The 26153-nt window shown below is 76.1% G+C and carries 26 protein-coding genes; 19 read left to right on the forward strand and 7 right to left on the reverse strand.

Annotated features, from left to right (window positions below):
- Positions 1-1384: DUF349 domain-containing protein (locus tag ACI8AR_RS07560; RefSeq protein ID WP_457050457.1), on the reverse strand; the 1384-nt coding region annotated here is incomplete at its 3' end.
- Between the two features lie 40 nt (positions 1385-1424).
- On the opposite strand from ACI8AR_RS07560, the gene ACI8AR_RS07565 reads away from it, so the two are divergent.
- The 3 genes from ACI8AR_RS07565 to dapF are packed head-to-tail and all read left to right on the forward strand — an operon-like array spanning position 1425 to position 3948.
- Complete coding sequence (locus tag ACI8AR_RS07565) at positions 1425-2144, forward strand: hypothetical protein (protein ID WP_457050458.1); 720 nt, start codon at positions 1425-1427, stop codon at positions 2142-2144.
- Positions 2141-3061 (forward strand): tRNA (adenosine(37)-N6)-dimethylallyltransferase MiaA, encoded by a 921-nt coding sequence (miaA, locus tag ACI8AR_RS07570; RefSeq protein ID WP_457050459.1) that lies wholly within the window; start codon positions 2141-2143, stop codon positions 3059-3061. The genes ACI8AR_RS07565 and miaA overlap by 4 nt, the downstream gene beginning before the upstream one ends.
- Positions 3058-3948, forward strand: coding sequence for a diaminopimelate epimerase (gene dapF / locus ACI8AR_RS07575; protein ID WP_457050460.1), 891 nt, complete (start codon positions 3058-3060; stop codon positions 3946-3948). Before miaA ends, dapF begins: the two co-directional genes overlap by 4 nt.
- On the opposite strand, the gene ACI8AR_RS07580 is transcribed toward dapF, so the two are convergent.
- Positions 3945-4148 carry a hypothetical protein gene (locus tag ACI8AR_RS07580; protein ID WP_457050461.1) on the reverse strand — a complete coding sequence of 68 codons (204 nt, stop codon included), beginning with the start codon at positions 4146-4148 and terminating at the stop codon, positions 3945-3947. The genes dapF and ACI8AR_RS07580 overlap by 4 nt on opposite strands.
- 152 nt (positions 4149-4300) lie before the next feature.
- Between ACI8AR_RS07580 and hflX the strand changes: the two genes are divergently transcribed.
- The 3 genes from hflX (at position 4301) to ACI8AR_RS07595 (ending at position 7667) form a co-directional block, all read left to right on the forward strand.
- Complete coding sequence (gene hflX / locus ACI8AR_RS07585) at positions 4301-5764, forward strand: GTPase HflX (RefSeq protein WP_457050462.1); 1464 nt, start codon at positions 4301-4303, stop codon at positions 5762-5764.
- 114 nt (positions 5765-5878) lie between these two features.
- Complete coding sequence (locus ACI8AR_RS07590) at positions 5879-6625, forward strand: phosphatase PAP2 family protein (protein WP_457050463.1); 747 nt, start codon at positions 5879-5881, stop codon at positions 6623-6625.
- On the forward strand, positions 6597-7667 hold the full coding sequence (locus ACI8AR_RS07595; RefSeq protein WP_457050464.1) for a hypothetical protein: 1071 nt from the start codon (positions 6597-6599) through the stop codon (positions 7665-7667). Before ACI8AR_RS07590 ends, ACI8AR_RS07595 begins: the two co-directional genes overlap by 29 nt.
- Before the next feature lie 29 nt (positions 7668-7696).
- Here the strand turns inward: ACI8AR_RS07595 and lexA are convergent, their stop codons facing one another.
- Positions 7697-8476 (reverse strand): transcriptional repressor LexA, encoded by a 780-nt coding sequence (gene lexA / locus ACI8AR_RS07600; protein ID WP_457050465.1) that lies wholly within the window; start codon positions 8474-8476, stop codon positions 7697-7699.
- Between the two features lie 237 nt (positions 8477-8713).
- Here lexA and ACI8AR_RS07605 point away from each other — a divergent pair, with 237 nt between their 5' ends.
- The 5 genes from ACI8AR_RS07605 (at position 8714) to ACI8AR_RS07625 (ending at position 15926) form a co-directional block, all read left to right on the forward strand.
- On the forward strand, positions 8714-9349 hold the full coding sequence (locus ACI8AR_RS07605; RefSeq protein WP_457050466.1) for a LysM peptidoglycan-binding domain-containing protein: 636 nt from the start codon (positions 8714-8716) through the stop codon (positions 9347-9349).
- Between the two features lie 121 nt (positions 9350-9470).
- Positions 9471-10046 carry a hypothetical protein gene (locus ACI8AR_RS07610; protein WP_457050467.1) on the forward strand — a complete coding sequence of 192 codons (576 nt, stop codon included), beginning with the start codon at positions 9471-9473 and terminating at the stop codon, positions 10044-10046.
- Positions 10047-10545: 499 nt separating this feature from the next.
- Positions 10546-11091 (forward strand): transcriptional regulator NrdR, encoded by a 546-nt coding sequence (gene nrdR, locus ACI8AR_RS07615; RefSeq protein ID WP_456938295.1) that lies wholly within the window; start codon positions 10546-10548, stop codon positions 11089-11091.
- 136 nt (positions 11092-11227) lie between these two features.
- Positions 11228-14095: a vitamin B12-dependent ribonucleotide reductase gene (locus ACI8AR_RS07620; protein WP_457050468.1), complete on the forward strand. Its 2868-nt coding sequence runs from the start codon at positions 11228-11230 to the stop codon at positions 14093-14095.
- Positions 14096-14471: 376 nt separating this feature from the next.
- Complete coding sequence (locus ACI8AR_RS07625) at positions 14472-15926, forward strand: FAD-binding oxidoreductase (RefSeq protein WP_457050469.1); 1455 nt, start codon at positions 14472-14474, stop codon at positions 15924-15926.
- A gap of 212 nt (positions 15927-16138) precedes the next feature.
- Here ACI8AR_RS07625 and ACI8AR_RS07630 read toward each other — a convergent pair whose 3' ends face one another.
- Together ACI8AR_RS07630 and ACI8AR_RS07635 are read right to left on the reverse strand one after the other, a co-directional pair.
- Entirely contained in the window at positions 16139-16411 is a 273-nt protein-coding gene (locus ACI8AR_RS07630) for a hypothetical protein (RefSeq protein WP_457050470.1), read from the reverse strand.
- Between the two features lie 137 nt (positions 16412-16548).
- Positions 16549-16854, reverse strand: a complete 306-nt coding sequence (locus ACI8AR_RS07635) for a hypothetical protein (RefSeq protein ID WP_457050471.1) — start codon at positions 16852-16854, stop codon at positions 16549-16551.
- A gap of 223 nt (positions 16855-17077) precedes the next feature.
- On the opposite strand from ACI8AR_RS07635, the gene ACI8AR_RS07640 reads away from it, so the two are divergent.
- The 6 genes from ACI8AR_RS07640 (at position 17078) to ACI8AR_RS07665 (ending at position 24085) form a co-directional block, all read left to right on the forward strand.
- The gene (locus ACI8AR_RS07640; RefSeq protein WP_457050472.1) at positions 17078-18874 is read left to right on the forward strand and encodes a multicopper oxidase domain-containing protein; all 1797 of its coding nucleotides are present in this window, start codon (positions 17078-17080) and stop codon (positions 18872-18874) included.
- Positions 18871-19986, forward strand: a complete 1116-nt coding sequence (locus ACI8AR_RS07645) for a flavin-containing monooxygenase (RefSeq protein ID WP_457050473.1) — start codon at positions 18871-18873, stop codon at positions 19984-19986. Before ACI8AR_RS07640 ends, ACI8AR_RS07645 begins: the two co-directional genes overlap by 4 nt.
- 27 nt (positions 19987-20013) lie before the next feature.
- A complete protein-coding gene (locus ACI8AR_RS07650) occupies positions 20014-21378 on the forward strand; it encodes a DJ-1/PfpI family protein (RefSeq protein WP_457050474.1) in 1365 nt (454 codons plus the stop codon).
- A 39-nt stretch (positions 21379-21417) separates the two neighbouring features.
- Positions 21418-21876: a hypothetical protein gene (locus ACI8AR_RS07655; protein WP_457050475.1), complete on the forward strand. Its 459-nt coding sequence runs from the start codon at positions 21418-21420 to the stop codon at positions 21874-21876.
- 144 nt (positions 21877-22020) lie between these two features.
- A complete protein-coding gene (locus ACI8AR_RS07660) occupies positions 22021-23184 on the forward strand; it encodes a patatin-like phospholipase family protein (RefSeq protein ID WP_457050476.1) in 1164 nt (387 codons plus the stop codon).
- A gap of 112 nt (positions 23185-23296) precedes the next feature.
- Entirely contained in the window at positions 23297-24085 is a 789-nt protein-coding gene (locus ACI8AR_RS07665) for a GAF domain-containing protein (RefSeq protein ID WP_457050477.1), read from the forward strand.
- A 34-nt stretch (positions 24086-24119) separates the two neighbouring features.
- On the opposite strand, the gene ACI8AR_RS07670 is transcribed toward ACI8AR_RS07665, so the two are convergent.
- Positions 24120-24332 carry a hypothetical protein gene (locus ACI8AR_RS07670; protein WP_456938282.1) on the reverse strand — a complete coding sequence of 71 codons (213 nt, stop codon included), beginning with the start codon at positions 24330-24332 and terminating at the stop codon, positions 24120-24122.
- A 166-nt stretch (positions 24333-24498) separates the two neighbouring features.
- On the opposite strand from ACI8AR_RS07670, the gene ACI8AR_RS07675 reads away from it, so the two are divergent.
- Complete coding sequence (locus ACI8AR_RS07675) at positions 24499-24696, forward strand: hypothetical protein (RefSeq protein ID WP_457050478.1); 198 nt, start codon at positions 24499-24501, stop codon at positions 24694-24696.
- A gap of 12 nt (positions 24697-24708) precedes the next feature.
- Here the strand turns inward: ACI8AR_RS07675 and ACI8AR_RS07680 are convergent, their stop codons facing one another.
- Positions 24709-25194 (reverse strand): hypothetical protein, encoded by a 486-nt coding sequence (locus ACI8AR_RS07680; RefSeq protein ID WP_456938280.1) that lies wholly within the window; start codon positions 25192-25194, stop codon positions 24709-24711.
- A gap of 237 nt (positions 25195-25431) precedes the next feature.
- On the opposite strand from ACI8AR_RS07680, the gene ACI8AR_RS07685 reads away from it, so the two are divergent.
- Complete coding sequence (locus tag ACI8AR_RS07685; RefSeq protein ID WP_457050479.1) at positions 25432-26127, forward strand: SemiSWEET transporter; 696 nt, start codon at positions 25432-25434, stop codon at positions 26125-26127.
- The last annotated feature ends 26 nt before the right edge of the window (positions 26128-26153 follow it).

Below are 26153 nucleotides of genomic sequence, written 5' to 3' on the forward strand. Positions count from 1 at the left end.
GCGGGGTGGGGGGGGGGCGGGCGCGCGTTGTGGTGGAGCTTGGGGTCGAGGGGGCCGCGCCCCCCCCCGGCGCGCCCCCCCCCCCCCCCCCCCCCCGCTGCTCGACGGCCTGCATGCGGTCCTCCAGCGAGCGCATCGCGCCGCGCGGCACGTGCCCGATGGCGTCGTAGCGCTCCTGGATCCGGCGCAGCGCGGCCTGGGCGCCGCGCAGGTCGGTCGACGGGTCGAGCTTCTCGGCCTCGGCCAGCAGCTCCTCCTTCGCCTGCTGGTTGGCCAGCTGCTCGGAGTTGCGCGCCTTGTCCGACTCGGCGCGGGCGGTGAAGAAGACGTCCTGCGCGGCGCGGAACTGCTTCCACAGGTCGTCGTCGCCGTCGCGGCCGGTGCGCGGCACCGCCTTCCAGCGGTCCATGAGCGACCGCATGGCAGCGCTGGTCGGGCCCCAGTCGGTCGACGTCGACAGCCGCTGCGCCTCGGCGATGAGCTCCTGCTTGGCCGCGCGGGCCTCGCCGCGCTGGGCGTCCAGCGCCGCGAAGTGCGCGCCGCGGCGGCGGCCGAAGGCGTCCCGGGCGGCGGCGAAGCGCGACCACAGCGCCTCGTCGGTCTTCCGGTCGATCCCGCGGATCGTCTTCCACTCCTCGACGATCGCCTTGAGCCGGTCGCCGGCGGCCTTCCACGACGTCGACTCCGCGGCGATCTGCTCCGCCTCGGCGGCCAGCGCCTCCTTGCGGGCGACCTGCGCGGCGCGGGCGGCGGCCTTCTCGGCGCGCGACTCGGCGGCAGCGGAGTCGGCGGTGCCGACCATGGCGCGGGCGCGGGCGGCCAGCCCGTCGAGGTCCCCGACGGCGGTGGCGGTGGGGATGGTGTCGGCCAGCGCCTGCGCCTTGGCCTTGATCTCGTTCGGGTTGCCGGTGTGCGCCTTCAGCCGCGCCTCGAGCAGCCCGACCTCGGTGGCCAGGTCGTCGTAGCGGCGGGCGAAGTGCGCCAGGCCCGCGGCCGGGTCGCCGGCCTGCCAGGAGCCGACCGCGCGCTCGCCGTCGGCGGTGCGCACGTAGACGGTGCCGTCCTCGTCGACCCGGCCCCACTGCGCGGGGTCCGACGCCGCCTCGGCGGCCGCTGCGGTCACCCCTCCGGCAGGCGGCGCGCTCTCGGGGGCCGCGGCATGGGCCTCGGGGACAGCGGTCTCAGGGGCGGCGGGCTCCGGGGCGGCGGGCTCCGGGGCAGCGGTCTCCGGGGGAGCGGCCTCCGCCGTCGGGTCGGCCAGCGCCGCCTCGTCGGGGGTGGGCGCGGCGGGGGTCCCGGCCTCCGGGGTGACCGCGTCGGGACCCGCCGTCTCGGGCGTGGGGACCTGCTGCGACCCGTCTCCGGGGTTCGTCGTGCTCGACACGCACCGCAGTGTCCCACGCCGCATCGGCGAGACTGCTCCGGTGAGCAGCAGTCCCGCCGCAGCCGTCCCGGTCGCCTTCTGCCCGTGCCCGCCGCTGCTGCTCCCCGAGGTCGCCGGACGGGCCGCCGCGGACACCGCCGCGCTGCGCGCCGCGTGCACCGACGCCGTCGCCGCGCTGGTGGCGGCCGCGCCGGGACCGGTGGTCGTCGTCGGCCCCGACGCGGAGGGCCGGCACGGCCCGGGCGACGCCGGTGACCTGCGCGGCTTCGGCGTGGACGTCGAGGTGTCGCTGGACGGGCAGGCGCGGCCGGGGGGCCGTCGGCTGCCGCTGTCGCTGACCGTCGGCACGTGGCTGCTGCGCGGTGCCGGGCACACCGGCCCGCGGGTCGGCGTCGGCCCCGGCGACCTCGCCGCCGTCGTCGCGGAGCTGCCCGGTGCCGGCCTGCTGGTCGTGGGCGACGGCTCGGCGCGCCGCAGCGAGAAGGCGCCCGGCCACCTCGACCCGGCCGCCGCGCCCTTCGACGCCGCCGTCGCCGCGGCCCTGGCCGCCGGGGACGCCGCGGCGCTGGCCGCGCTGGACCCGGCCGAGGGGGAGCGACTGCTGGCGGCCGGCGTGCCGGCCTGGCGGGCGGCCGGTGCGCTGCTGACCGGCCGGGACGTCACCGCCGAGCTGCGGTTCGACGACGCCCCCTTCGGCGTCGGCTACCTCGTCGCGTCCTGGAGCGTCGCGTCCCGGACGGCCGCCGGGACCACACCGTGACGCTCCCGCCCGTGGTCGCGGTCGTGGGGCCGACGGCGACCGGCAAGACCGCGCTCGCGGTGACCCTCGCCCAGCGGCTCGGCGGCGAGGTGGTCAACGCCGACTCCATGCAGCTCTACCGCGGCATGGACATCGGCACCGCCAAGCCCGACCCCGCCGAGCGGCAGGGCGTGCCGCACCACCTGCTCGACGTCTGGTCCGTGCGGCAGGCGGCGTCGGTGGCCGAGTACGCGCGGCTGGCGCGCGCCGAGGTGGACAGGCTGCGGGCGCGCGGGGTGCTGCCGCTGCTGGTCGGCGGGTCGGGGCTGTACGTGCGCGCCGTCCTCGACGACCTCGACATGCCCGGCACCGACCCCGCCGTGCGGGCGCGGCTGCAGGCCGAGCTGGAGGAGGCCGGGCCCGCCGCGCTGCACGCCCGGCTGGCCGCGGTCGACCCTGCCGCCGCGGCCGCGGTCCTGCCGTCGAACGGACGGCGGATCGTGCGCGCGCTGGAGGTCGTGGAGATCACCGGCCGGCCGTTCCGCGCGACGCTGCCCGAGCCGCGGCCGCACTACCCGGCGGTGGTCGTCGGCCTGGACCGCGAGCCCGCCGAGCTCGACGAGCGGGTCGCCGCCCGGGTGGACCGGATGTGGGCCGCCGGGTTCGTCGCCGAGGTCGAGGCGCTGGTGGCCGAGGGCCTGCGCGAGGGGCCCACCGCCTCCCGGGCACTGGGCTACGCGCAGGTGCTCGCCCAGCTCGACGGCGGGCTCACGGCCGCCGAGGCGCGCGAGCGGACGGTCAGCACCACCCGTCGCTTCGTCCGCCGGCAGCGCTCCTGGTTCCGCCGGGACGCGACGACGACGTGGTTCGACGCCGCCCGCCCCGACCTCGCCGACGCCGTCGGGGCGCTGCTCGCCGGCCGTACGATCGTGCGGTGAGCGACCGGTTCCTCCTCGGGCACGGCACCGAGAACGACTTCGTCGTCCTGCCCGACCCCGACGGGGACCGCTGGCCCGGGGACCGCCTCGACGCCGCCCTCGTGCAGCGGCTGTGCGAGCGCCGCGCGGGCCTCGGCGGCGACGGCGTCCTGCGGGTGGTGCGCAGCCGGCACGTGCCCGACGCGCCCGCCGTCCTCGGCGACGCGCTCGACGCCTGCGAGTGGTTCATGGACCACCGCAACGCCGACGGCTCGCACGCGGAGATGTGCGGCAACGGCATCCGGCTGTTCCTGCACGCGCTGGTCACCGAGGGCCTGCTCGACCGCGCCGCCTGCGCCGACGGCGTGCTGGTCGGCACCCGGGGCGGCCCGCGGCGGGTCGGCGCCGGCGCCGACGGCAGCTACTGGGTCGACATGGGCCCGGCCCGGCCGTTCGGCCGCGGCGAGGCCACCGTCGCCGGGCAGGCGTTCCCGGGCCAGGCGGTGTCGATGGGCAACCCCCACCTGGTCTGCCTGACCGACGCGGATCTCGACGCCCTGGACCTCACCGCCCAGCCCGGCTTCGACCCGGGCCTGTTCCCCGAGGGCGTCAACGTCGAGTTCGTGCGGGTGCTCGCGGGTCCGGCCGAGGGCGCCGACGCGCACGTGCGGCTGCGGGTGCACGAGCGCGGCGTGGGGGAGACCCGCTCCTGCGGCACCGGCGCCTGCGCCACGGCGTACGCGGCGCTGGCGGCCCGCGCGGACGGGCCCGCGGTGCGCGGCACCGTCGTGGTCGACGTCCCCGGCGGCCGGCTCACGGTGGACGTCTCCCCGGAGACGACGGTGCTGCGCGGTCCCGCCGTCGTCGTCGCCTCCGGGGAGCTGACCCGGGAGTGGCTCGCCGGCTAGGGGTTGTCCGGGGTGTCCGCGCGGGTCTCGGGCTCGTCGGTGGGCGCCTCGGGCTTGTCGGCCGGGCCGGTGTTGCCGGTGCCGCGCGGCTCGCCGCGGCCGGTGTCCTGGTCGGCGCCGCCGAACGGGTTGCGCGGCGGGTCCAGGCCGGCCGGGTCGCGGCCGGGGTCGTCGGTGCCGGCGTCGCTGCTGGTGCTCACGGGGGTCCCTCCTCGGCTGTGGTGTCCGTCCCGCCCTACCCGCCTCCCGGCGGGATGCACCTGACCCGTTCCGGTGTTGTAGGGGGCGTATGACGACTGCAGAGACGACAACCCAGGTGACCGGCGTGGCCTCGCGTGTCACGCTGGACGTGATGACGACCGCCTCCGAGAGCACCCCCCTCGACGACGACACGCTCGCCGAGACCCGTCCCGCGCCGGCCGGCCAGTGGGACGAGGACGACGACACGACCGGCTCCTACGCGCTCGAGGCCCGTGGCGCACTGCGCCGCGTCGCCGGGCTGTCCACCGAGCTCGCCGACGTCACCGAGGTCGAGTACCGGCAGCTGCGCCTCGAACGCGTCGTGCTCGTCGGTGTGTGGACCGAGGGCACCCAGGCCGACGCCGACCGCTCCCTGGCCGAGCTGGCCGCGCTCGCCGAGACCGCGGGCTCCCAGGTCCTCGAGGCCGTGAGCCAGCGGCGGGACAAGCCCGACGCCGGCACCTACGTGGGCTCGGGCAAGGCCAACGAGATCCGCGACATCGTGGCCGCGACCGGCGCGGACACCGTGATCTGCGACGGCGAGCTGACCCCCGGCCAGCTCAACGCGCTGGAGAAGATCCTCAAGGTCAAGGTGGTCGACCGGACCGCGCTGATCCTCGACATCTTCGCCCAGCACGCCACCAGCCGGGAGGGCAAGGCCCAGGTCGAGCTCGCCCAGATGCAGTACATGCTGCCGCGACTGCGCGGCTGGGGTGAGTCGCTGTCCCGGCAGGCCGGTGGCCGCGTCGCCGGCGGTGGCGGCATCGGCACCCGCGGTCCCGGTGAGACGAAGATCGAGACCGACCGGCGGCGGATCCGGTCGCGGGTGAGCAAGCTGCGCCGCGAGATCGCCGGCATGGCGACCGCCCGGGCCACCCAGCGCTCGGGCCGCGACCGCCACGCCGTCCCCGGCGTGGCGATCGCCGGCTACACCAACGCCGGCAAGTCCAGCCTGCTCAACCGGCTGACCGGCGCGGGCGTGCTGGTGGAGGACGCACTGTTCGCCACCCTCGACCCGACGGTGCGCCGGGCCCAGTCGCCCGACGGCCGCGAGTACACGCTCACCGACACCGTCGGCTTCGTGCGGCACCTGCCGCACCAGCTCGTCGACGCGTTCCGCTCCACGCTCGAGGAGGTGGCCGGCGCCGACCTGCTGCTGCACGTCGTCGACGGCTCCGACCCCGATCCGCTCGGCCAGATCGACGCGGTGCACGTGGTGCTGCGCGAGATCGACGCCGCCGCGGTGCCCGAGCTGATCGTCGTCAACAAGGTCGACGCCATGACCGAGGACGACGTGCTGACCCTGCGCCGGGCGCTGCCCGGGGCCGTGTGGGTCTCCGCGCGCACCGGCGAGGGCATCGAGCAGCTGCGCGAGGTCGTGGCCGCCCGGCTGCCGCACCCGGACGTCGAGGTCGAGGTGCTCGTCCCCTACGACCGCGGCGACCTGGTCGCCCGCGTGCACCGCGACGGCGAGGTGCTCAGCGAGGACCACGAGGCCGCCGGCACCCGGCTGACCGCCCGCGTCGACGGCGGCCTGGCCGCCGCGCTCGAGCGGTTCGCCGTCCCGGTCGGCTGACCGCCCCCTCCACCCCGGACCGCCCGGGTGCCCGGCTCCACGCCGGGTGCCCGGGCGGCTCGCCGTTCCGGCCCGTGAGGTCACGGGCGGGTCACGGCCCGGTACCGTGACCCGGTGACCAGCGGCGTGGTGCGGCGCACCTCCGGCGCGCCGGCCGGGCGCCCGGAGCGGGCCGCCCGGCCGCCCGCCGTGGTCGGTGCCGGCCGCCCGCCGTGGTGGCTGCTGCTCGTCGCGTTCGCGGTCACCGTCGGGGTCACCGTCGACCTGCTCAGCCGCGGGGTGCTCGAGCGGCTGGACCTCGAGGTCTCCGAGGTGGTCAGCGCCTGGGACCTGCGCGACTCCCCGGCCTACTGGCCGGTGTGGGCGGTCACCCAGATCGGCGGCCGCGGCACCATCCTCATCGTGCTGGCCGCCCTGGTCGGCTGGCTGTGCCTGCGGGAACGGACGCTGCTGCCCCTGCTGCGGGTGGTCACCGCGCTGGCCCTGCTCACCGTCGTCGTCTACGCGTTCAAGTTCGGCACCGGTCGCACCGCGCCCGCCTATCCCGGCTCGTTCTTCCACCGCGACGGCGCCAGCTACCCCTCCGGGCACGTGGCCAACGCCGTGCTCATGTGGGGCGTGGCGCGCTGGCAGGCGGTCGAGTACGGGCTCGGTCCGCGGGTGCAGCGCACGCTGTGGTGGCTGGCCGTCGTCGGGCCGGTGGCCACCGGGATCGCGATGGTCTCGCTGGACTTCCACTGGGTCACCGACGCCGTCGTGGGCGCGGCCGTCGGGCTCCTGCTGCTGGGCGTGGTTCACGCACTCGACGCGCTGGTGCTGTCACGCTGGGCGAGTGCCCGAGCCGGCCGCCCGTCCGCGTAGCGTCGCCCGGCGGGCCCCGGCCGTCCTGCTGACCACGGTCCTGCTCGGCCTCCCGGCGGCCCCGGCCGCCGCCGAGGAGTCGGCCGCCCCCTCGGTCCGCTGCCAGGTGACCGACCCCCGGCTGGCCGAGCTCTCCGGCCTCGTCGACGTCGGCGACCGGGTGCTCGCCATGGTGGACGGCGGCGACCAGGTCGCCGTGTACGTGCTCGACGGCGCCTGCCAGGTGGTCGACGTGACCACCGCGCCGGTGGACCCCTACGACCCCGAGGACCTCGCCGTCGGCCCGGACGGCACGGTGTGGCTGGCCGACACCGGCGACAACACCGCGGTCCGGACGACGGTCGCGCTCGTCGCGCTGCGGCCCGACGGCGGGACGGCGCTGTACCGGCTGACCTATCCCGACGGCCCGCACGACGCCGAGGCGCTGCTGCTGGCCCCCGACGGCACGCCGTACGTGGTGACCAAGGAGGTGCTCGGGGCCAGCCACGTCTACCGGCCGGCCGCGCCGCTGGTCGACGGCGGCACGGTCGCGCTGGCCGACGTCGGCACGGTGGCGTTCACGCTCACCGGCACACCTGGCGGTCCCGTGGGCCGGGCGGGGCAGCTGATGGTCACCGGCGGGGCGGTGGCCCGCGACGGCAGCCGGATCGCGCTGCGCACCTACACCGACGCCTACGTCTGGCCGCTGACTGGCGCCGACGTCCCGGGGGCGCTGGCCGGGGAGCCCGTGCGGATCGCGCTGCCCGAGGCGCCGCAGGGGGAGGCGGTGTCGTTCACCGCGGACGGGAGCGCGCTGCTGGTGGCCGGCGAGGGCGTGCCCGGGGACGTCACCTCGGTGCCCGTCCCGGCGGGGTCCGCGCCGCCGGCGCCGGCGGGGTCCGACCCGGCCGGCCCGTCGCCGTCGGCGCTGCTCGGCGGGGACTCCGCGGGCCCGTCGCCGGTGACCGCGGGCGTGGCCGCGGCCGTCGTCGCGACCGCGCTGGTGTGGTGGGGCGAGCGGCTGCGCCGCCGCCGGTCCGGTGGTCCGCCCGCCGGCGCCTGAGCTCCGGCGCCGGCGGGCGGACCTGCGGCTCAGACCCGTCGCAGGACGGTGACGACGCGGCCGAGGATGGTGGCCTCGTCGCCGGGGATCGGCTCGTAGGCCGGGTTGTGCGGCAGCAGCCAGACGTGCCCGTCCCGGGGCTTGTAGGTCTTGACCGTGGCCTCGCCGTCGAGCATCGCGGCGACGATCTCGCCGTTCTCGGCGGTGGGCTGCTGGCGGACGACGACCCAGTCGCCGTCGCAGATGGCCGCGTCGACCATCGAGTCACCGGCGACGCGCAGCATGAACAACGTGCCCTCGCCGACGAGCTCGCGGGGGAGCGGGAAGACGTCCTCGACGGCCTGCTCGGCGAGCACTGGGCCACCGGCCGCGATCCGCCCGACCAGCGGCACGTAGGTGGGCGCGGTCGAGCCGTCGGCGGCCGCGGCGGGCGCAGCCGGGGCGGTCTCGCCCCCGGTCTCGCCGGGCAGCCGCACGTCGAGCGCGCGGGGCCGGTTGGGGTCGCGCCGCAGCCAGCCCTTCTTCTGCAGCACCGACAGCTGGTGGGCGACCGACGACGCCGACGACAGGCCCACCGCCTCGCCGATCTCGCGCACCGAGGGCGGGTAGCCGCGCCGCTCGATCGAGTCGCGGATGACCTCGAGGACCCGGCGCTGCCGCTGGGTCAGGCCGTCGCCGGCCTCGCCGCGGTCGGGGAAGGTGCGCACGGCGCCCGCGCCGTCCGCGCCGGCGCCGCGCTCCGCGGCCGGCCGGCGGGTCGTCGTGCCGCCGCCCCGGGTGCCCTGGCCGGTCCCGCTCGTGCCCGCCACGTCTCCTCCTCGCCGGCCGCGTCCCCGCGGCCCGTCCGTCGCCCTCCCGGCCCCGAGGCCGGTCGGCGGGCGGTGCGCCCGCACGGACCGTAGCGCGCCGGCGCCGGAGGTTCAAACGTGTGTTCGAAGGACACGCCGCGCCGCTCTCGCACTCGTCGGACCCGTGCGGTAGACATCCGATCAGACGTTCGATCGAACACGCGTTCGATGCGGTCGACCCGATCAGGAGGAGCGGTCATGGGCAGCGTGCGGCAGGCAGTGCTCGAGTTCGACGCGGCGGTCCGGGTCCCGTGGCGGCCGCCGCTCCGCGGGGAGGGCGCGCCGGCGGCCGCCGGTGCGGGCCGCTCCGCGTCGCCGGCGCGCACCGACCGGCCGGCTCCGCGCGCTGCCCTGCCGGGCTCGGGTCCCCGCGTCACCGGGCACCTGCGGCCGGTGCCCGACCTCCCCGCCGCGGCGCCCGCCCGCGCCGCCGGGCCGGCCGCCGAGGGGCCGCGCACCCGCCGCGACCCGGCCCGCCCGAGCGGTCGGCCGGTGCGCTCGGAGCCCGCCCGGGCCGCCGTCCGCGCTCGGTGTGCGCCGGCCCCGGCGCCGGTGCGGCTCACCCGCCGCGGGCGCCGCCTGGTCACCGTGCTGGTCCTCGCCGCCGGTGTCGGCGGCGCCGCCCTCGGCCGGGAGTTCCTCGCCCCCCACGACGGTCTGCGCCTGGCCGGCGGGAGCAGTGTCGTGGTCGAGAGCGGGGACACGGTGTGGTCGATCGCCGCGGAGGTCGCCGGCGCCGACCAGGACGTGCGCGCGGTGGTCGACGCGATCGAGGTGCTCAACGGCCTGGAGGGGGCGGTCGTCGTCCCCGGCCAGGTGCTCCGCCTGCCCTAGGCGCCCCGCGCCCGGCGCCGTCACCGCGGAGATGTTGACGAGACCACGCCGGTGAGTTCGTCAACCGTGCAGGCGCCGTCGTTTACGTTCCGGAGTCGTCAGGGCACTTACGGTCAGGAGCGTGTCAGCAGCCGTGAACAGCAGCGCAGCGGTGACCTTCCGGTCCCCGCAGGACGTCGAGGTGCTCGTGGACGGTGCCTGGGTGCCGGGCGCCATGCTCGGCTGGCGCCACGACGTGACCGGCGGCTGCGAGGCCCGCGTCCGGCTGCGCGACGCCGCGGGAGCGGACAGCTGGGTCGACCTGGCCGTCGTGCGGCTGCCCGAGCGGCACCTGACGCTGGCCTCCGGCCGCCCGGACCCGGCGGCCGACCCCGCGGGGACGGCCGTGCTCCCGGCCGTGGACCGGCGCGCGGTCGTCCCGGCTGCCCACGCCGCCCGCCGCGGTGCCCGCCGGCACGGCGGTGACGTCACCGCCGAGCAGCCCGCCGTCCGCCCCACCGCGGCCGGGCGGCACCGCGCGCCCGCCGGCTCCGGCCGGCACCGGGCGGTGACCGCCGAGATGCCGGTCGTCATCTGCCCGGCTCCGGCCGGCGGTGCGGCCGCGGAGGAGTCGGACATGCTGACCCGCCCCATCCGCCTCGGCGACCTGGTGCCGCACCCTCGCGGCGGCCGCCCCGCGGTCCGTCCTCCCGCCTGATCCGATGCCGGGGCGCGTCCCCGGCGGTCCTCCGTCCACCTCCGCCGGCGTCCCGCCGGACGTCCCGGGGAGGCGTCTGCGCGCCGGCCGGGCGTCCGCGCGTGCCCTGCGCGCGGTGGCCGGTTACACCCGGACACCCCTCCCCGCGCGCCGACACGCGCGGCTCCCCGGCGTGTCGTGTGACGGGAGGGAGTCCTGCTCGCGCCTGGTCACCACGGGGTCACGACCGGGTCTCGGCGGAAGAGACACGCGGGTTCCCACCTTGCAGATGTAGTGGAGCGCGGCCTACTGTCCCCCTACATCTAGTAGTTGCACCGATGGAAGTCCTCCACAGGCCGTCCTCAGGACCTCCACGGGGTGTCCACCGGATGTCCCCAGAGGGGTCCACAGACAGACGCAGACGGGCGGGTCCGCCAGGACCGGACGAGCCCGCCGGCACCAGCCGCCCGAGCCGGGTCCCCGGTCCGGGCGGGTCTACCGCGGAGGGAGGTGAACCGCAGTGCGCTGCCCGTTCTGCCACAACCCCGACAGCCGGGTGATCGACTCGCGCGAGGCCGACGAGGGTGCCACCACCCGTCGCCGCCGCTCGTGCCCGGCCTGCGGTCGCCGGTTCACCACCGTCGAGGAGGCGGTGCTCGCCGTCGTCAAGCGCAGCGGGGTCAGCGAGCCGTTCAACCGGACCAAGGTCGTCGCCGGGGTGCGGCGCGCCTGCCAGGGCCGGCCGGTCGACGAGGACCAGCTCCAGCAGCTGGCCCAGCAGGTCGAGGACGCCATCCGCGCCAGCGGGGTGGCCGAGGTCCCCAGCCACGAGGTGGGGCTGGCCATCCTGCAGCCGCTGCGCGAGCTCGACGAGGTCGCCTACCTGCGCTTCGCCAGCGTCTACCGCGCCTTCACCTCGGTCGAGGACTTCGAGAAGGAGATCACCGAGCTGCGTGCCCGCCACCACCGCGGCGGCACCCCGCCGCTGCCGGGGCTGCAGATCGAGCCGCCTGCGCCGCGCCGCCGGGGCTCCGCCCGCACCCCCTCCACCACCCGCGACGGCTGACCGCCGTCCGCGCGTCCAGACGTGCGCCGGCAGCGTCGCCGGCCCTCTCAGCACCACCGGAACCGTCAGCAGGACCAGATAGGAACAGGGTGGCTCTCTTCCCCAGCCGCCCGCACCACTCACCGAGGGAGAGCTCGTGACCGAGATCGAGGACCGCCCGGCAAGCCGTACGCGCCGGGCCGCCAAGGCGCCGACCAGGGGGAAGGGCCTGAAGGTCAAGCGGGTCTACACGACCGCCGGCGTCCACCCGTACGACGAGGTGACGTGGGAGCGTCGCGACGTCGTCATGACCAACTGGCGTGACGGCTCGATCAACTTCGAGCAGCGCGGCGTCGAGTTCCCCTCCGAGTGGAGCATCAACGCCACCAACATCGTCACCACGAAGTACTTCCGCGGCGCCGTCGGCACCCCGCAGCGGGAGAGCAGCCTGCGTCAGCTCATCGACCGGGTGGTGCTCACCTACGGCGCGGCCGGCCGCGAGCACGGCTACTTCGCCACCGAGGGCGACGCCGAGGTCTTCGAGCACGAGCTGACCTGGATGCTGCTGCACCAGGTGTTCAGCTTCAACAGCCCCGTGTGGTTCAACGTCGGCACGAGCGCGCCGCAGCAGGTCAGCGCCTGCTTCATCCTCGCCGTCGACGACACGATGGACTCGATCCTCAACTGGTACCGGGAGGAGGGGCTGATCTTCAAGGGCGGCTCCGGCGCCGGCCTGAACCTCTCCCGCATCCGCTCGTCCAAGGAGCTGCTGTCCTCCGGCGGCACCGCCTCCGGCCCGGTCAGCTTCATGCGCGGCGCCGACGCCTCCGCCGGGACCATCAAGTCCGGTGGCGCCACCCGGCGCGCGGCCAAGATGGTCGTCCTCGACATCGACCACCCCGACATCGAGGAGTTCATCGAGACCAAGGCGCGCGAGGAGGACAAGATCCGCGCGCTGCGGGACGCCGGGTACGACATGGACCTCGGCGGCAAGGACATCACCAGCGTCCAGTACCAGAACGCCAACAACTCGGTCCGCGTCTCCGACGAGTTCATGCGCGCGGTGGAGGACGGCACCGACTTCGGCCTGCGCGCCCGCCTCGACGGCTCGGTCATCGAGCACGTCGACGCGCGGGACCTGTTCCGCAAGGTCACCCAGGCCGCGTGGGAGTGCGCCGACCCCGGCATCCAGTACGACGACACGATCAACGACTGGCACACCAACCCCGAGACGGGCCGGATCAACGCGTCCAACCCCTGCTCGGAGTACATGAGCCTGGACAACAGCTCGTGCAACCTGGCGTCCCTGAACCTCATGAAGTTCCTCGAGGACGACGGGACGTTCGAAGCCAAGACCTTCGTCAAGGCCGTCGAGCTGGTCATCACGGCGATGGACATCTCGATCTGCTTCGCCGACTTCCCGACCGAGCCGATCGGTGAGACCACCCGCGCCTACCGGCAGCTGGGCATCGGCTACGCCAACCTCGGCGCGCTGCTGATGGCCACGGGCCACGCCTACGACTCGCGGGGCGGCCAGACCCTGGCCGCGGCCATCACCTCGCTGATGACCGGCACCGCCTACCGCCGCTCGGCCGAGCTCGCCGGCATCGTCGGCGCGTACGAGGGCTTCGCCCGCAACGCCGACGCGCACGCCCGCGTCATGCGCAAGCACGCCGCCGCCAACGACGCCATCCGCCCGGTCGGCGCCGACGACGCCGACGTGCTGCGGGCCGCCACCGCCCAGTGGCAGGAGTGCCTGGAGATCGGCGCGGAGAACGGCTGGCGCAACGCGCAGGCCTCGGTCCTCGCCCCCACCGGGACCATCGGCTTCATGATGGACTGCGACACGACCGGCATCGAGCCGGACTTCTCGCTGGTCAAGTACAAGAAGCTGGTCGGCGGCGGGTCCATGCAGATCGTCAACCAGACGGTCCCGCGGGCGCTGAGGAGCCTCGGCTACCAGGACGAGCAGGTCGAGGCGATCGTCGAGTACATCGCCGAGCACGGCCACGTCGTCGACGCCCCGAGCCTGCGCCCGGAGCACTACGAGGTGTTCGACTGCGCCATGGGCGAGCGGGCCATCTCCCCGATGGGCCACGTCCGCATGATGGCCGCGGTGCAGCCGTTCATCTCCGGCGCGATCAGCAAGACGGTCAACATGCCGGAGACGGCGACCGTCGAGGACGTCGAGAACATCTACTTCCAGGGCTGGAAGCTCGGCCTCAAGGCGCTGGCGATCTACCGCGACAACTGCAAGGTCGGCCAGCCGCTGTCCGACGCGAAGGCCAAGAAGACCGAGGCCAAGGTCGAGGTGGAGGCCGCCCCGGTCGCCGCGACGTCGCACCCGGTCCGCCGTCGGCTGCCGAAGAAGCGGCAGAGCATGACGACGTCGTTCAGCGTCGCCGGAGCCGAGGGCTACATGACCGCCGGGATGTACGAGGACGGCAGCCTCGGCGAGGTGTTCCTCAAGCTCGGCAAGCAGGGCTCGACCCTGGCCGGTGTCATGGACGCCTTCTCGATCGGCATCTCGATCGCGCTGCAGCACGGTGTGCCGCTGGAGACCTACATCCAGAAGTTCACCAACATGCGCTTCGAGCCGGCCGGCATGACCGACGACCCGGACATCCGGATCGCCCAGTCGGTGATGGACTACATCTTCCGTCGCCTGGCGCTGGACCACCTGCCGGTCGAGACCCGCGCGACCCTCGGCATCTTCACCGCCGAGGAGCGGGCGGCGCAGGTGTCGGGCACGTACGGCGGCTCGGCCTCGACGGCGGAGGTCGTCGAGGAGGAGGAGGTCGACGTCGAGGCGCTGCGCGGCTCGGTGCCGACCGAGGCGCCCGCCAAGCCGGAGCCGGCCGCCGACAAGCCGGTCAAGGAGGCCCACTCCTCGGCCGAGCTGCTCGAGCTGGTCACGGGCAACGTCACCGACGCGCCGCTGTGCATGACCTGCGGCACGAAGATGCGCCCCGCCGGCAGCTGCTACGTCTGCGAGGGCTGCGGCTCCACCAGCGGCTGCAGCTGACCTGACCGGTCAGGGACGTCCCTGACCACCGAGGTCGCCACCGGCCCGGTCCCCTGCGGGGGCCGGGCCGGTGGCGTCCCACGGGCCGGAGGACCGGTGGCGGCGAGGTGCACCGGGTGCTCCGTCCGCTCGGCTGACAGGGCGAGCGGGGGCGGGGGATCCCGCACGGACGCCACCCACCGCACGGCAGGTCTCCGGCATGACCCGGCGGCGCACGGGGTCAGCCACGGGTCACCACACGCCGGGACCCGCCGGTCGACCGGGGATCCGGGCAACGGGCACGGGCGTCCGGCCACGGATCACGTGCGACGGTGCCGCATCGCTTCCCAGCGGTCACGGACCACCGGAGGCGAGCTCGAGTCCGCAGGGAGTCGTCATGCCGCTCGATCGCGCTGTCCTCACCCGTCTCGCCCGGTCCGTCGCCGGTCAGGTGCTGCAACCGGCCGACCCGGGGTTCGCCGCGGCACGCGCCGGGGCTGTCTGGAACGGCGCCATCACGCGCCGGCCGGCGCTGATCGTGCGGCCCGGGTCGGCGGAGGAGGTGGCACGGACCCTCGCCGTCGTGCGCGAGGAGGGGGCGGACCTGACCGTGCGCGGGGGCGGCCACAGCGGAGCCGGGAACGCCGTGGCAGACGACGCCGTCATGATCGACCTGTCCCGGATCGCCGGCGTCCGGGTGGACCCGGCGGCCCGCCGGGTCCACGTGGGAGGCGGCGCGACGTTGGCCGCCGTCGACGCCGCGACCGCGCCGCTCGGGCTGGCCGTGGCCGGCGGCACGGTCAGCCACACGGGCGTCTCGGGCCTCACGCTCAGCGGCGGCCTGGGCTGGCTGACGTCCCAACAGGGGCTGGCGTGCGACAACCTGGTGGCCGCCACCCTGGTCACCGCCGACGGGCGCACCGTGACCGCCTCCGAGGACACCGAACCCGACCTCTTCTGGGCGCTGCGCGGCGCCGGCACCAACTTCGGGATCGTGACCGAACTCGTGTTCGCCCCGCACGAGCTCGACCCGCTGGCGAACGTGGGCATGTTCTTCTGGCGACCTGACGACGCCCTCGAGCCGCTCCGCTTCCTCCGTGAGTACCTGTTCGACCTCCCGGCCGGGGTCACCGGGGCCGTGGTCGGGATGTCCGCGCCGCCGGAGCCGTTCGTGCCCGAGGAGCACCGGGGCGCGCGGGGCGTCGCGGCCATGGTCGCGGGCTGGGGCAGCGCCGAGGAGCACGCCGCGGCGATCCGGCCGCTGCGCGAGCGCAACCCGCTGTTCGAGATGGTCACCCCGATCCCGCACGTGGCGCTGCAGCGGATGCTCGACGACGCCAACCCGTGGGGCATCCGTGCCTACGACAAGGGGCTGAACCTCGACCACCTGAGCGACGAGGCACTCGCGGTCGTCCTCGAGCGGCTCCCCCTCATGCGCTCGCCGCTCTCCTACGTGCCCATGTTCCCGCTCACCGGCAGGTACAGCGAGATCTCCGACGACGCGACGGCGTGGGGCAGTCCCCGACGTCCGCACTGGGCGCTGGCCCTGCTCGCCCTCGCTGCCGACGACCAGACCTACGAGGCTGACCGGGTGTGGGTCCGTGACCTCTGGAACGCCTTGCGCCCCTACGCCCCCGATGACGGGACGTACCTGAACTTCGAGGCCGACACCGACGAGCGGCGGGTGCGCGCCTCCTACGGCGAGAGCAAGTACCGCCGCCTCGCCGAGCTCAAGAGCGCGTGGGACCCGGACAACGTCTTCCGGCACAACCCCAACATCCCGCCCGCCCCGGCCGACATCCCCTCGCCCCGTGAGCCGGTGCCGGCTCCGACAGACGAGGTCGTCCGCTGACCCCGCGCACCCTCGCGGACCTCCTCCCGGCGAAGTGCCGGACGGACACGGGATCGCTCGTCGGGACGTCGCCCGGCTCGCCGGTGACGGCTCGTGCCGAGGTCGGCAGCCCACTCGAGCTCGGCACGGCGATCCCGCCCGGCCGGCGACCGTGGACCCTCGGTGCGGCCACCGGGTCGCCGCCCGCCCGGAGCAGGCGGGCGGCGCGGAGGTCAGACGGCGGCCGGCTGACCCGCGACGATCACGGAGTGCTCACTGACCTCGAACACGTCGTTGATCGCGTTGTCACCGACGAGCTGGTCGAGGACGCCCTCGAGTACCTCGCGGCTCGGCACCCGCCACAGGCACAGGGCCCGGGCGTCGTCTGTCGAGGTGCAGGTCGACAGGAGGTCGACGCCCTCGGGCAGGGTGCCGAGGTCGGCGGTCTCGATCATGTGCTCCCACCGGCCACCGTCCCGGATGGTGTGGATGACTCCGAAGTACACGGCTGCCTCCCTGATCGCGGATGGCTGTGGAACGCAGCACAGGGTGCTCGTGGAACCGGCCCGCGGACAGAGCCCTGGGGCTCTGCTGCGGCCCCCACCCGGGGGATCGGTCCCGGGCGACGACCTCAGCCGCCCGGTCAGGGCAGCCGCGCGAGCAGCGCCCGGGCGAACGCCGCGGCCGCCGGGTCGGCCGGCCGGGACGTCGCGGCGGCGCGCAGCCAGTCCGCCAGCGGCGCGGCCAGCGCGGGGGAGAGGGCCGCGATCCACGCACCGGTCCCGGCCCGCGCCTCGGCCACGTGCTCGGTGCTCCCGTCGGGGAGGTGCGCGACCACCTCGGGGCGGGTCGCCAGCAGCCCGCCGGTCCGCCAGTCGCCGGGAGTCGTCCGGGCGGCGAGCGCCTCGAGCCGGTCGGCCGCCGTCCGCAGCAGCTGCTCGGGGTCCACGGCCGGATGGTGCCCGCCGGGCCGGACCATCGCCGAGCGTCTGGACAGCCCACACCCGGCGGCGGTGGACTACCAGTCCGCACAGGAGGCGCCATGACCGCGGAGCACGTCGTCGAGCCCGCCCGCGCCGGTGCGCGCGGTGCCGCGGACTCCCTCGGATCCCCTCACGCCGCCGGCGGCACCCGGAGCTGAGACTCCACGCTCACCGACAGGAGGACGTCCCGTGGACACCTTCCTCTCCACCGACCTCACCGGCCTGCCCGAGGCCGCTGCGCCCGAGGTGATCGAGCTGCGGAACGACGAGGAGCTGCAGCTGCGCCCCGCGCCGGTCGCCAAGCGGATCGGGGACAACACGGTGCGGATGCTGGCCTACAACGGCTCCATCCCCGGCCCCACGCTGAGGGTCCGGCAGGGCTCGGAGGTCGTCGTGCACGTCACCAACGGCACCGACCTCGACACCACCGTGCACTGGCACGGGCTGCGCCTGGAGAACCGCTACGACGGCGTGCCGCACGAGACGCAGGCACCGATCCCGCCGGGCGGGGAGTTCACCTACCGCATCCAGTTCCCCGACCCGGGCCTGTACTGGTACCACCCGCACGTCCGCGAGGACGTCACCCAGGAGCTGGGCCTCTACGGCAGCATCCTGGTCACCCCGGCCGAGCCGGACTACTGGCCGCCGGCGCACCGCGACGTGGTGCTGACCCTCGACGACCTGCTGCTCGAGGACGGCGCGATCGCCCCGTTCAGCCGCACCGAGACCAACTACGCGGCGATGGGCCGCTACGGCAACGTGATGCTCACCGGCGGGGAGACCGACCCCGCGTTCACCGCGCGGACCGGCGAGGTCGCCCGGCTGTGGCTGACCAACACCGCCAACAGCCGGGTCTTCCGGGTGGCCGTGCCCGGTGCCCGGATGAAGCTCGTCGGTGGCGACAGCGGCCGGGTGGAGCACGAGGAGTTCGTCCCGGACGTGGTGCTGGCCCCGTCCGAGCGGGCGGTCGTGGACGTGCTGTTCGACCGGGCGGGCGAGTTCGCGCTGGAGCACCGCACTCCCAAGCGGACCTACCGCCTGGCGGCGTTCACCGTCACCGGTGAGGTCGCCGAGCCGCCGTTGGCCGACCGGTTCGAGACGCTGCGCACCGCACCGGAGCTGGTGGCCGAGCGGGAGCGGCTCGGCGCGTGGCTGGCCGCGGCGCCCGACGAGGTCCTCGCGATCGTCGCCGAGATGGACGACCCGGCCGCGCCCGCGGCGGGACCGACGAGCTACGCCTGCCCCATGCACGCCGAGGTGGTCAGCGACCAGCCCGGACGCTGCCCGAGGTGCGGCATGAAGCTCATGGCGACCACACCTCCCGTGACGTACGCGTGCCCGATGCACCCCGAGGTGGTCAGCGACGAGCCGGGGCGCTGCCCGAAGTGCGGCATGAAGCTGATGGCGGCCGCCCCCGCCGGGGCGGCCACCGCCGGTCACGACACGGGCCACGGTCACGACGTGGGCCACGGTCACGACACGGGCCACGGGACGGACGCCGCGGAGGCGTCGGAGACGGGCCACGACGCCGCGCACGCGCACGCCCACCACCACGGTCCCGCCACCGCCGACGGGATCGAGTGGGAGGACGAGATGGCCGAGACGAACCGGGCCACCACCACGGAGACGATGCGCTGGAAGCTGCTGGACCGCAGCCCCGGCCGCGACGGGCTCCCCGTCCACTGGCACTTCACCGCCGGCCAGCGGGTCAAGATCCGGCTGGTCAACGAGATGGACTCCGACCACCCGATGCACCACCCGTTCCACGTGCACGGCGCCGGCCGCTTCCTCGTCCTGAGCCGGGACGGGACCGTCGAGCCCAACCTGGTGTGGAAGGACACCGTGCTCATCACGACCGGTCAGACCGTCGACATCCTGCTCGACGTCACCAACCCCGGCCTGTGGATGGCGCACTGCCACATCGCCGAGCACATGCACGCCGGGATGATGTTCAGCTTCACCGTGGACCGCGGAGCGACGCCGTGACCGCCCCGGCCGAACCGTTCGACGTCGTCGTCGTGGGCGGCGGGCAGGCCGGCCTGGCCGCCGCCTGGCACCTGCGCGAGCGGGGGCTGCGCTTCCTGGTCCTGGAGGCCGCGGCGGAGCTCGGGCACACCTGGCGCACCCGCTGGGAGTCGCTGCGGCTGTTCACCCCGGCCGAGCACGACGCGCTGCCCGGCCTGCCGTTCCCGGCGCCGGCCGGCACCTACCCGGGCAAGGAGGCGGTCGCCGACTACCTGCGCGACTACGCCGCCGCCTTCGACCTGCCGGTGCAGCTGGACGCGCGGGTCACCCGGCTCGAACGCACCGACGCCGGTTTCCGGATCGGCACCGCCGATCGCACGTACACCGCCCGGCAGGTCATCGTGGCCACCGGACCGTTCCAGACCCCCTTCGTCCCGCCGCTCGCCGCCGGCCTGGACGCCTCGGTGACCCAGGTGCACAGCTCCGGGTACCGCAGCCCCGAGGCACTGCCCGAGGGACCGGTGCTGGTCGTCGGCGGCGGCAACTCGGGCTTCCAGATCGCCGAGGAGCTGGCCCGGACCCGGCCGGTCGAGCTGTCGGTCGGCTCGGCGTACCCCGCGCTGCCGCAGCGGCTGCTCGGCCGCGACCTGTTCTGGTGGCTGACCCGGCTGCGCCTGTTGCGGGTGACCGCCGGCTCCCGGCTCGGCCGCCGGGTGCAGGCCCGCGGTGAGTTCCTCATCGGCAGCAGCCGGCGCGGCCTGCAGCGGGCCGGCGTCCGCTTCCGGCCGCGGCTGACCGACGCCGCCGGCCGCACCGTCCGGTTCGCCGACGGCAGCAGCGGGGAGGTGGGCGTCGTCGTCTGGGCGACCGGCTACCGGCCCGACCACTCGTGGATCGACGTCCCGGGAGCCCTGCGCGACGGCCGGGTCGTCCACACCCGCGGGATCACCGACGTCCCCGGGCTGTACGTCCTCGGCCTGTCCTGGCAGCACACCCGCGGCTCGGCGCTGCTGGGCTTCGTCGCCGACGACGCCGCCCACGTCGTCGAGGCTGCCGCGAGGAGCAGCGCACCCGTACCCGGACCGCGCGGTGCGCCCGACGCGCAGGCGGCTCCGCACGACCTCCGGCACTGACCGCCGAGCACCGGAAGGGAGACCGCCATGCCCGGCAAGGAGAAGGTCCTCGCGTTCCCGGTCTACCCCGGCGTGACGCCGCTGGACCTCATCGGCCCGCTCACCATGCTGATGGGCCCCGGCATCGGCGGCATGCGGTACCGCACCGTCGTGGTCGGCGAGCGCGCCGAGCAACTGCCCACCGACACGCCGCTGGGGCTGCTGCCGGCCGCCACCTTCGCCGAGGTGCCGGACCCGTGGGCGGTGATCGTGCCCGGCGGCGGGGCGGCCACCCTGACCGCGGCGGAGGACGAGGCGCTGCTGTCCTACGTCCGCTCGGCCGCCGTCGGGGCGCAGGTGGTGGGGTCCACCGGCAACGGGGCTCTCGTCCTGGCCGCGGCCGACCTGCTGCGCGGCGCGCGGGCGGCCGTCCACTGGGCCTTCCGCGAGCCGCTGGAGAAGCTGGGCGCGATCCCCGCCGCCGAGCGGTGGCGGGCTGACGGCCGGCTGCACACCGCCGCCGGCGGCACGGCCGGCATGGACATGGCCCTGTCCCTGCTGGCCCGGATGCGCAGCCGGGCCATCGCCCGGCTGACCCAGCTGTCCGCGGAGTACGACCCGCAGCCGCCGTTCGGCCGGGTGAGGCCCGACCCTGCCGACGACGACCTCGCCCGCGCGCTGCGCGACCCCGGTAGCGCCCCTCCCGGCGGACCTGCACCGGACGAGCGGCTCGTCGCCCTCGTGCTCTACCCGGGGCTGACCGTGCTGGACCTGGTCGGCCCGCTGCAGGTCCTCACCGTGCTGCAACGACTGGCGCCGGGCCACCGCCCCGTGACCGTGTGGGCCCGCCGCGAGCCGGTTCCCACCGACGTCGGCGTACGGGTGCTGCCCGACCGCACGTTCGAGGAGGTCCCGCACCCGGCGATCGTGCTCGTGCCCGGCGGCGCCATGCCCACCATCCGCGCGATGGGCGACCCCCTGGTCCGGGACTACGTGCGTTCCGCCGCCGCCTCGGCCGACCTGGTCACCTCGGTGTGCACCGGCTCGCTGATCCTCGGCGCGGTCGGGCTGCTGGAGGGGCGCGACGCCACCACCAACTGGTTCTACTCCGGGATCCTGGAGGACCTGGGCGCGACGTACCACCGGCGCAGATGGGTCGAGGACGGCAACCTCGTCATGTCCGCCGGGGTCTCGGCCGGCATCGACATGGCCCTGCACCTCGCGGCCCGGCTGACCGACGAGGCCACCGCCCGCCGGGTGCAGCGGGCCCTCGACTACGACCCCCGACCGCCGTGGGGCGGCATCGACTACGACCACATCCCGCCGCTGCCGCGGGCCGTGCGCGGCGCGATCGGGCTGACCGCGCCGGTGGTCGCCGGACGCGCCAGGCGGCTCACCCACGCCGGACGCTGACCCGCGGCCGGACCGGTGTCGCGTCGGGGAGGGGAGGGCGTGACCACCTCCGAGAGCGCGCAGCGCCGCGGCGCGACGGCCGGCGGTATGCGCGGCCTGCGCACGCCGGTCCTCTGGGGCGTGGTGTGGGGCTGCCTGCAGGCCGCGTCGCCGCTGGCCTTCCCCTGGCTCGACGACGCCACCGTCTACGCGATGGGACTCGTCCTCATCGCCGCGGTCTACATCGGGTTCGGCGTGGCCGACGGGCGGGCCAGGGTCATCGCCGTCGAGACCGTCGTCGCCGCCGTCTTCGTCGTCGTCGCCGCGGCGGGGGTGACCGGCTCGGCCTGGCTGCTCGTGGCCGGCCTGGCCGGCCACGGCCTGAAGGACCTCTGGCAGCACCGCACCCGGTTCGTGGCGAACACCCGCTGGTGGCCCCCGTTCTGCGCCGCGGTCGACGTCGTCGCCGCGGCACTCATCGCCGTCGGGATCGTGGCCGACGTCCACCTCGGCTGGTGAGCGGCCGGGAGCCGCGCGCCGGGTCGGGGCAGCCTGGGCGGGCACGACACTCCGGCGCGACGGGGGGAGGACCTGACCGAGGGCTCGGTGCGGAGGTCCGAAGGCCCCCTCCCGCACCGGTGCGCCCGGCGGGAGTGTGGTCCCGTGGAGCGGATCGGCCTGGTCCTCGGTGCGGGCGGGGTGGTGGGCCAGGCGTACCACGCCGGCGTGCTCGCCGCGCTGCAGCACGACCACGGCCTCGACGCCCGGCGCGCCGACCTGGTCGTCGGGACCTCTGCCGGGGCGATCACCGGCGCCCTGCTGCGGCTGGAGGTCTCCGCGACGGACCTGGCCTCCTGGGTCCAACGGCTGCCGCTGACGGAGGACGGCGAGATCCACCGCCGGATGGCCCTGGCCCCGGTCCCCGACCTGCCGCCGATCCGGCCGCTGCACCTGTTGCTGCGCCCGGCCCGACCGCCCACCCGGCACATGGTCCGGCGCGCGGTCGTCCGCCCGTGGCAGTTCCGCCCACTGGCGGCCGGACTCGCCCTCCTCGCCCCGGGGCGCGACTCGATCGAGGAGCGGCTCGCGCCGCTCCGCGGGTCGGGGCGCCCGGAGTGGCCCACCCGGTCCCTGTGGATCTGCGCGGTGCGCCGTCGCGACGGCCGCCGCATCGTGTTCGGCCGGCCCGGGAGTCCCCCGGCGTCGCTCGAGAAGGCGGTCGCCGCCTCCTGTGCGGTGCCCGGCTACTTCGCGCCCGTCGAGATCGGTGGGCACACCTACGTCGACGGCGGCGCGCACTCACCGACCAACGCGGCCCTCCTGCGGGGCTGCGACCTCGTGGTCGTCGTCTCGCCGATGAGCGGGCCGCCGGGGATCCGGCCCGACTTCCACGCCGCCGCCCGCCGCCACGCGGCGCGGCTGCTCCGGCGCGAGATCGCGGCACTGCGGGCCGCCGGGACCCGGGTCCTGGTCTTCTCGCCCGCGCCGGACGAGCAGGAGGTCATGGGGGACGACGTCATGTCCGCCGCCCGCCTCGACGAGGTCGTGCACGCGTCCTCCGCCGCCGCGAGCCGGCGCACGGACACCCCCGAGGCCCGCCGCCTGCTGCGTCTCGCCGCCGAGGCGCTCCGCCGGGCGCCGTCGGGACCCGGGAGCCGTCCGGTGCCGGACACCGGCACTCCGTCCCGGGGCACCCCGCCGGTCAGCGGGCAGGTGACGGTCCCGCTGCACCGTCCCGACGGCGACGTCCACCCGTGGACCGGCACGGCCGCCGATCGCAGCGGCGTCGCGGGCTCCGCCGAGGGTGCGCCGTCGGCGACGGCGTAGCGTCCGGGGCGGCGCCGGCGAGGACAGCCGGGACGAACGGGACGTCCGGCCAGGGCGTCACGCGGCAGTGAGCCGCCGCCGGGGCGACCCCGGTGCCAGCAGACGGAATCCCGTGACCAGAGACGAGCAGGACGCCTCCGCGACGCCTCGTCCGCGGAGGCGTGCCGCGGCGCTCGACCCGTCCGTGCAGCGGCTGTTGCGCTCGGTCGCCGACCTGGCCAGGAGGGTGCTGCCCGACGTCGCCGAGACCTCGGTGACGCTGGTGGTGGAGAGCCGACCGGGCACCGTGGCGAGCACCGGCCCGCCGGCCACCGACCTCGACGGGAGCCAGTACGCCGCCGGTGCCGGGCCGTGTCTGCACGCCGCCTGTGAGGGGGAGCCCGCCGAGGTCCCCGACACGCGGACCGAGCGCCGATGGCGGGCCTATGCCGGGTGCGCCGTCGACCACGGGGTGCTGTCGTCCCTGTCGGTCCCGCTCGACCTCGACGGCGACGGGCGGCGGACCGGCTCACTGAACGTCTACGCCCGTCGGCCGCACGCCTTCGACACCGACGCCCGCCGTTCCGCCGTCCGCCGCTTCGCGGACCTGGCCGCCACCGTCGTCCGCGGCCGGCCGGGACACGGCGGAACCGCACTCCGGGAGACCGCGCCCGTGGCCGACCCGCGCTCCCTCGTGGACGCCGGGCGGCGGGTCCGCGCCGAGGTCGTGCGGCTGCAGGCCCGGCGGCGGGTGCTGCGCGCCCGGCTCGCCGCGACCGACACCCGCGTCGCCGCGACGCTGGAGCAGATGGCGCTGCGGGCCGCCGCTCGCGGCCGGCTCGCCGAGGCCGACCGGTTGCGGCGGCTCGCAGCCGCCGCGCGCGCCGACGCCGTCCGCACCCGTGGCTCTGCGAGTCCCTGACCCCGGTGACGCGGGGCGGCCCGGGGACGGCGGCTCAGGCGGGGGAGGGCAGGGTCCGTGCGAGTGCCGCGGTGAGCGTCAGCCGGAGGTCGAGCAGGTCGTCGAGCGCCTGCTGGGCCGCCTGGCACAGGGTGAAGCCCTCGCCGCTCGGGGAGTTGCGGAACCCGTCGCGGGCGGTGCCGAGCTCCTGGTAGGCGACCGTGATGCGGCGGTCGACGTCGGGGACCTGGGGACGAGGGAGCGACACGTCGCCTCCTCCTGCGGATCGGTGATGCCGGGAGGGGGTTCCCGGTCGTCCGTGCGGCGCTCTACCCACCCGGGGCCGTGCGCACGCACGTCCCGCCGCGCGGGCACGGGCACCCGGACGGGGAACGCCGCCGGGGAGTGTCGGTGCCGTCCCTACGGTGAGGAGCGTGACCCGTCGCACCGCCCCGTCCTGCCCCCACTGCGCCGGGTCCCCGCGCGCGGTCCCGCTCGTCATCGGGCTGCCCTCCGCGGAGGCGTTCGACGCGAGCGACCGCGGCGAGGTCGTGCTGGGCGGGTGCCTGATGACCGAGGGCGAGCCGCTGCCCGACCGGGCCTGCCCGGAGTGCCGGCAGCCGCTGCGCTGATCCCGCGCGGGGTCAGCCGATCCCGCACTCGTCGCGCAGGTAGGCCTCGACGTTCGCGCTCGCCGTGTCCAGCCCGCTCCCGGCCTCCTCGAGCGCGGCGACCGAGTCCCCGTCGGTGAGGTCCAGGTCGGCCACCGCGTCCGCCATCCGGTCCAGGCCGGCCTGCATGGTCTCCCAGTCGGCGGCGATCTCCTCCGGTGGGTCGACGTCCCGCATCTCCTCCCCGAGCTGACGGAAGACCTCGGGGAGCGAGGCGTCGCCCTCGACCTCCGCGAGGGCGTCCTCCACCCGCTGGTCGAGGTCGGCGGCCCGGGCGCAGAAGTCCTCCCCGGCCGCCGTGTCCTCCGCCGTGTCCTCCGCGGGGGAACTGGTCGCCGGGGTGTCGGCCGCCGAGCCGCCGTCGCCCGAGCCGCCGTCGTCACCGGAGCACGAGGCGAGCAGGACGACGCCGAGGACCGCGGCCACCCCGGCCCGGACAGGACGCAGCTGCTGGCGCATGGACCGACCGTCCCGCGACCGGCGGCCCGGGGGCAGGGTCGAAGGACCGCCCCGGGGCGAGCGAGGTCACAGGAGGATCACGGCCGATCGGGTTCCGTTGCCGACGGTGGGCGCCGATGACACCTGCGGTCACCCGGGGATCCGCTCAGTGACGAGGGACCCGAGCCGGTGGAGCGCCGTCTCCCGGCCGGTGGCCGCGCCCCTCGCTCGCCCTCCCGAATGGATCCCCGCACCGCCATGCCCGCCGTCCTCGGCATCGTCGCGTCCACCCTCAGCATCGCCGTCGTCTGGCCCCAGGTCTGGCTCTCCTGCCGGCACGGCCGCACCCGGGGGCTGTCGCCCACGGGCAGCTGGCTGGCCGTCGCGCTGAACCTGGCCTGGCTGACCTCCGGCCTGCTGGCGCACGACCCGGCCCAGGTGGTCACCAACGCCGTCGTCGGCGCGGGCAACGCCGCGGTGCTCGCCGCCCTGCTGCTCACCCGGCCGGCGCAGCGCACCCGGCGGGTCCTCGCTCGCACCGCTTCCGGCGCCGCCGCGCTGGCCGCCCTGGCCGGGAGCTGCCTGGTCGCGGTGGACCTCGGCGCCGCGCCGGCCGCGGCCGCCGCCGTCCTCGCCGCCGTGGCCGCGGTCGTCGGCGCCGCCGCCGCGGTGCCGCAGCCGCTGGGCCTGCTGCGCGACCGCACCCAGGACGTCTCCGGGCTCTCGCCGGTGCGGTGGTGGCTCGGCGCCGGGTCCTGCGCCGCCTGGACCGGGTACGGCCTCGCGGCGGGACAGCAGGCGATGGCGCTGTCGGCCGCGGTGGGGCTCGCGTGCGCCCTCGTCACGTGCGCGGTGCTCGCCGCCCGCCGGACGCCGGCGCCGGTCGTCCCGCTGCCGGTCCGCCGCCCGGTCCGCCCCGCCGAGCCGCGCCCGGTGCTGGCCGCCGCGGCCTGAGGACGCCGCCCGGGCGAGGATCGGGC

The organism is Geodermatophilus sp. SYSU D01036 (genome assembly GCF_054050435.1).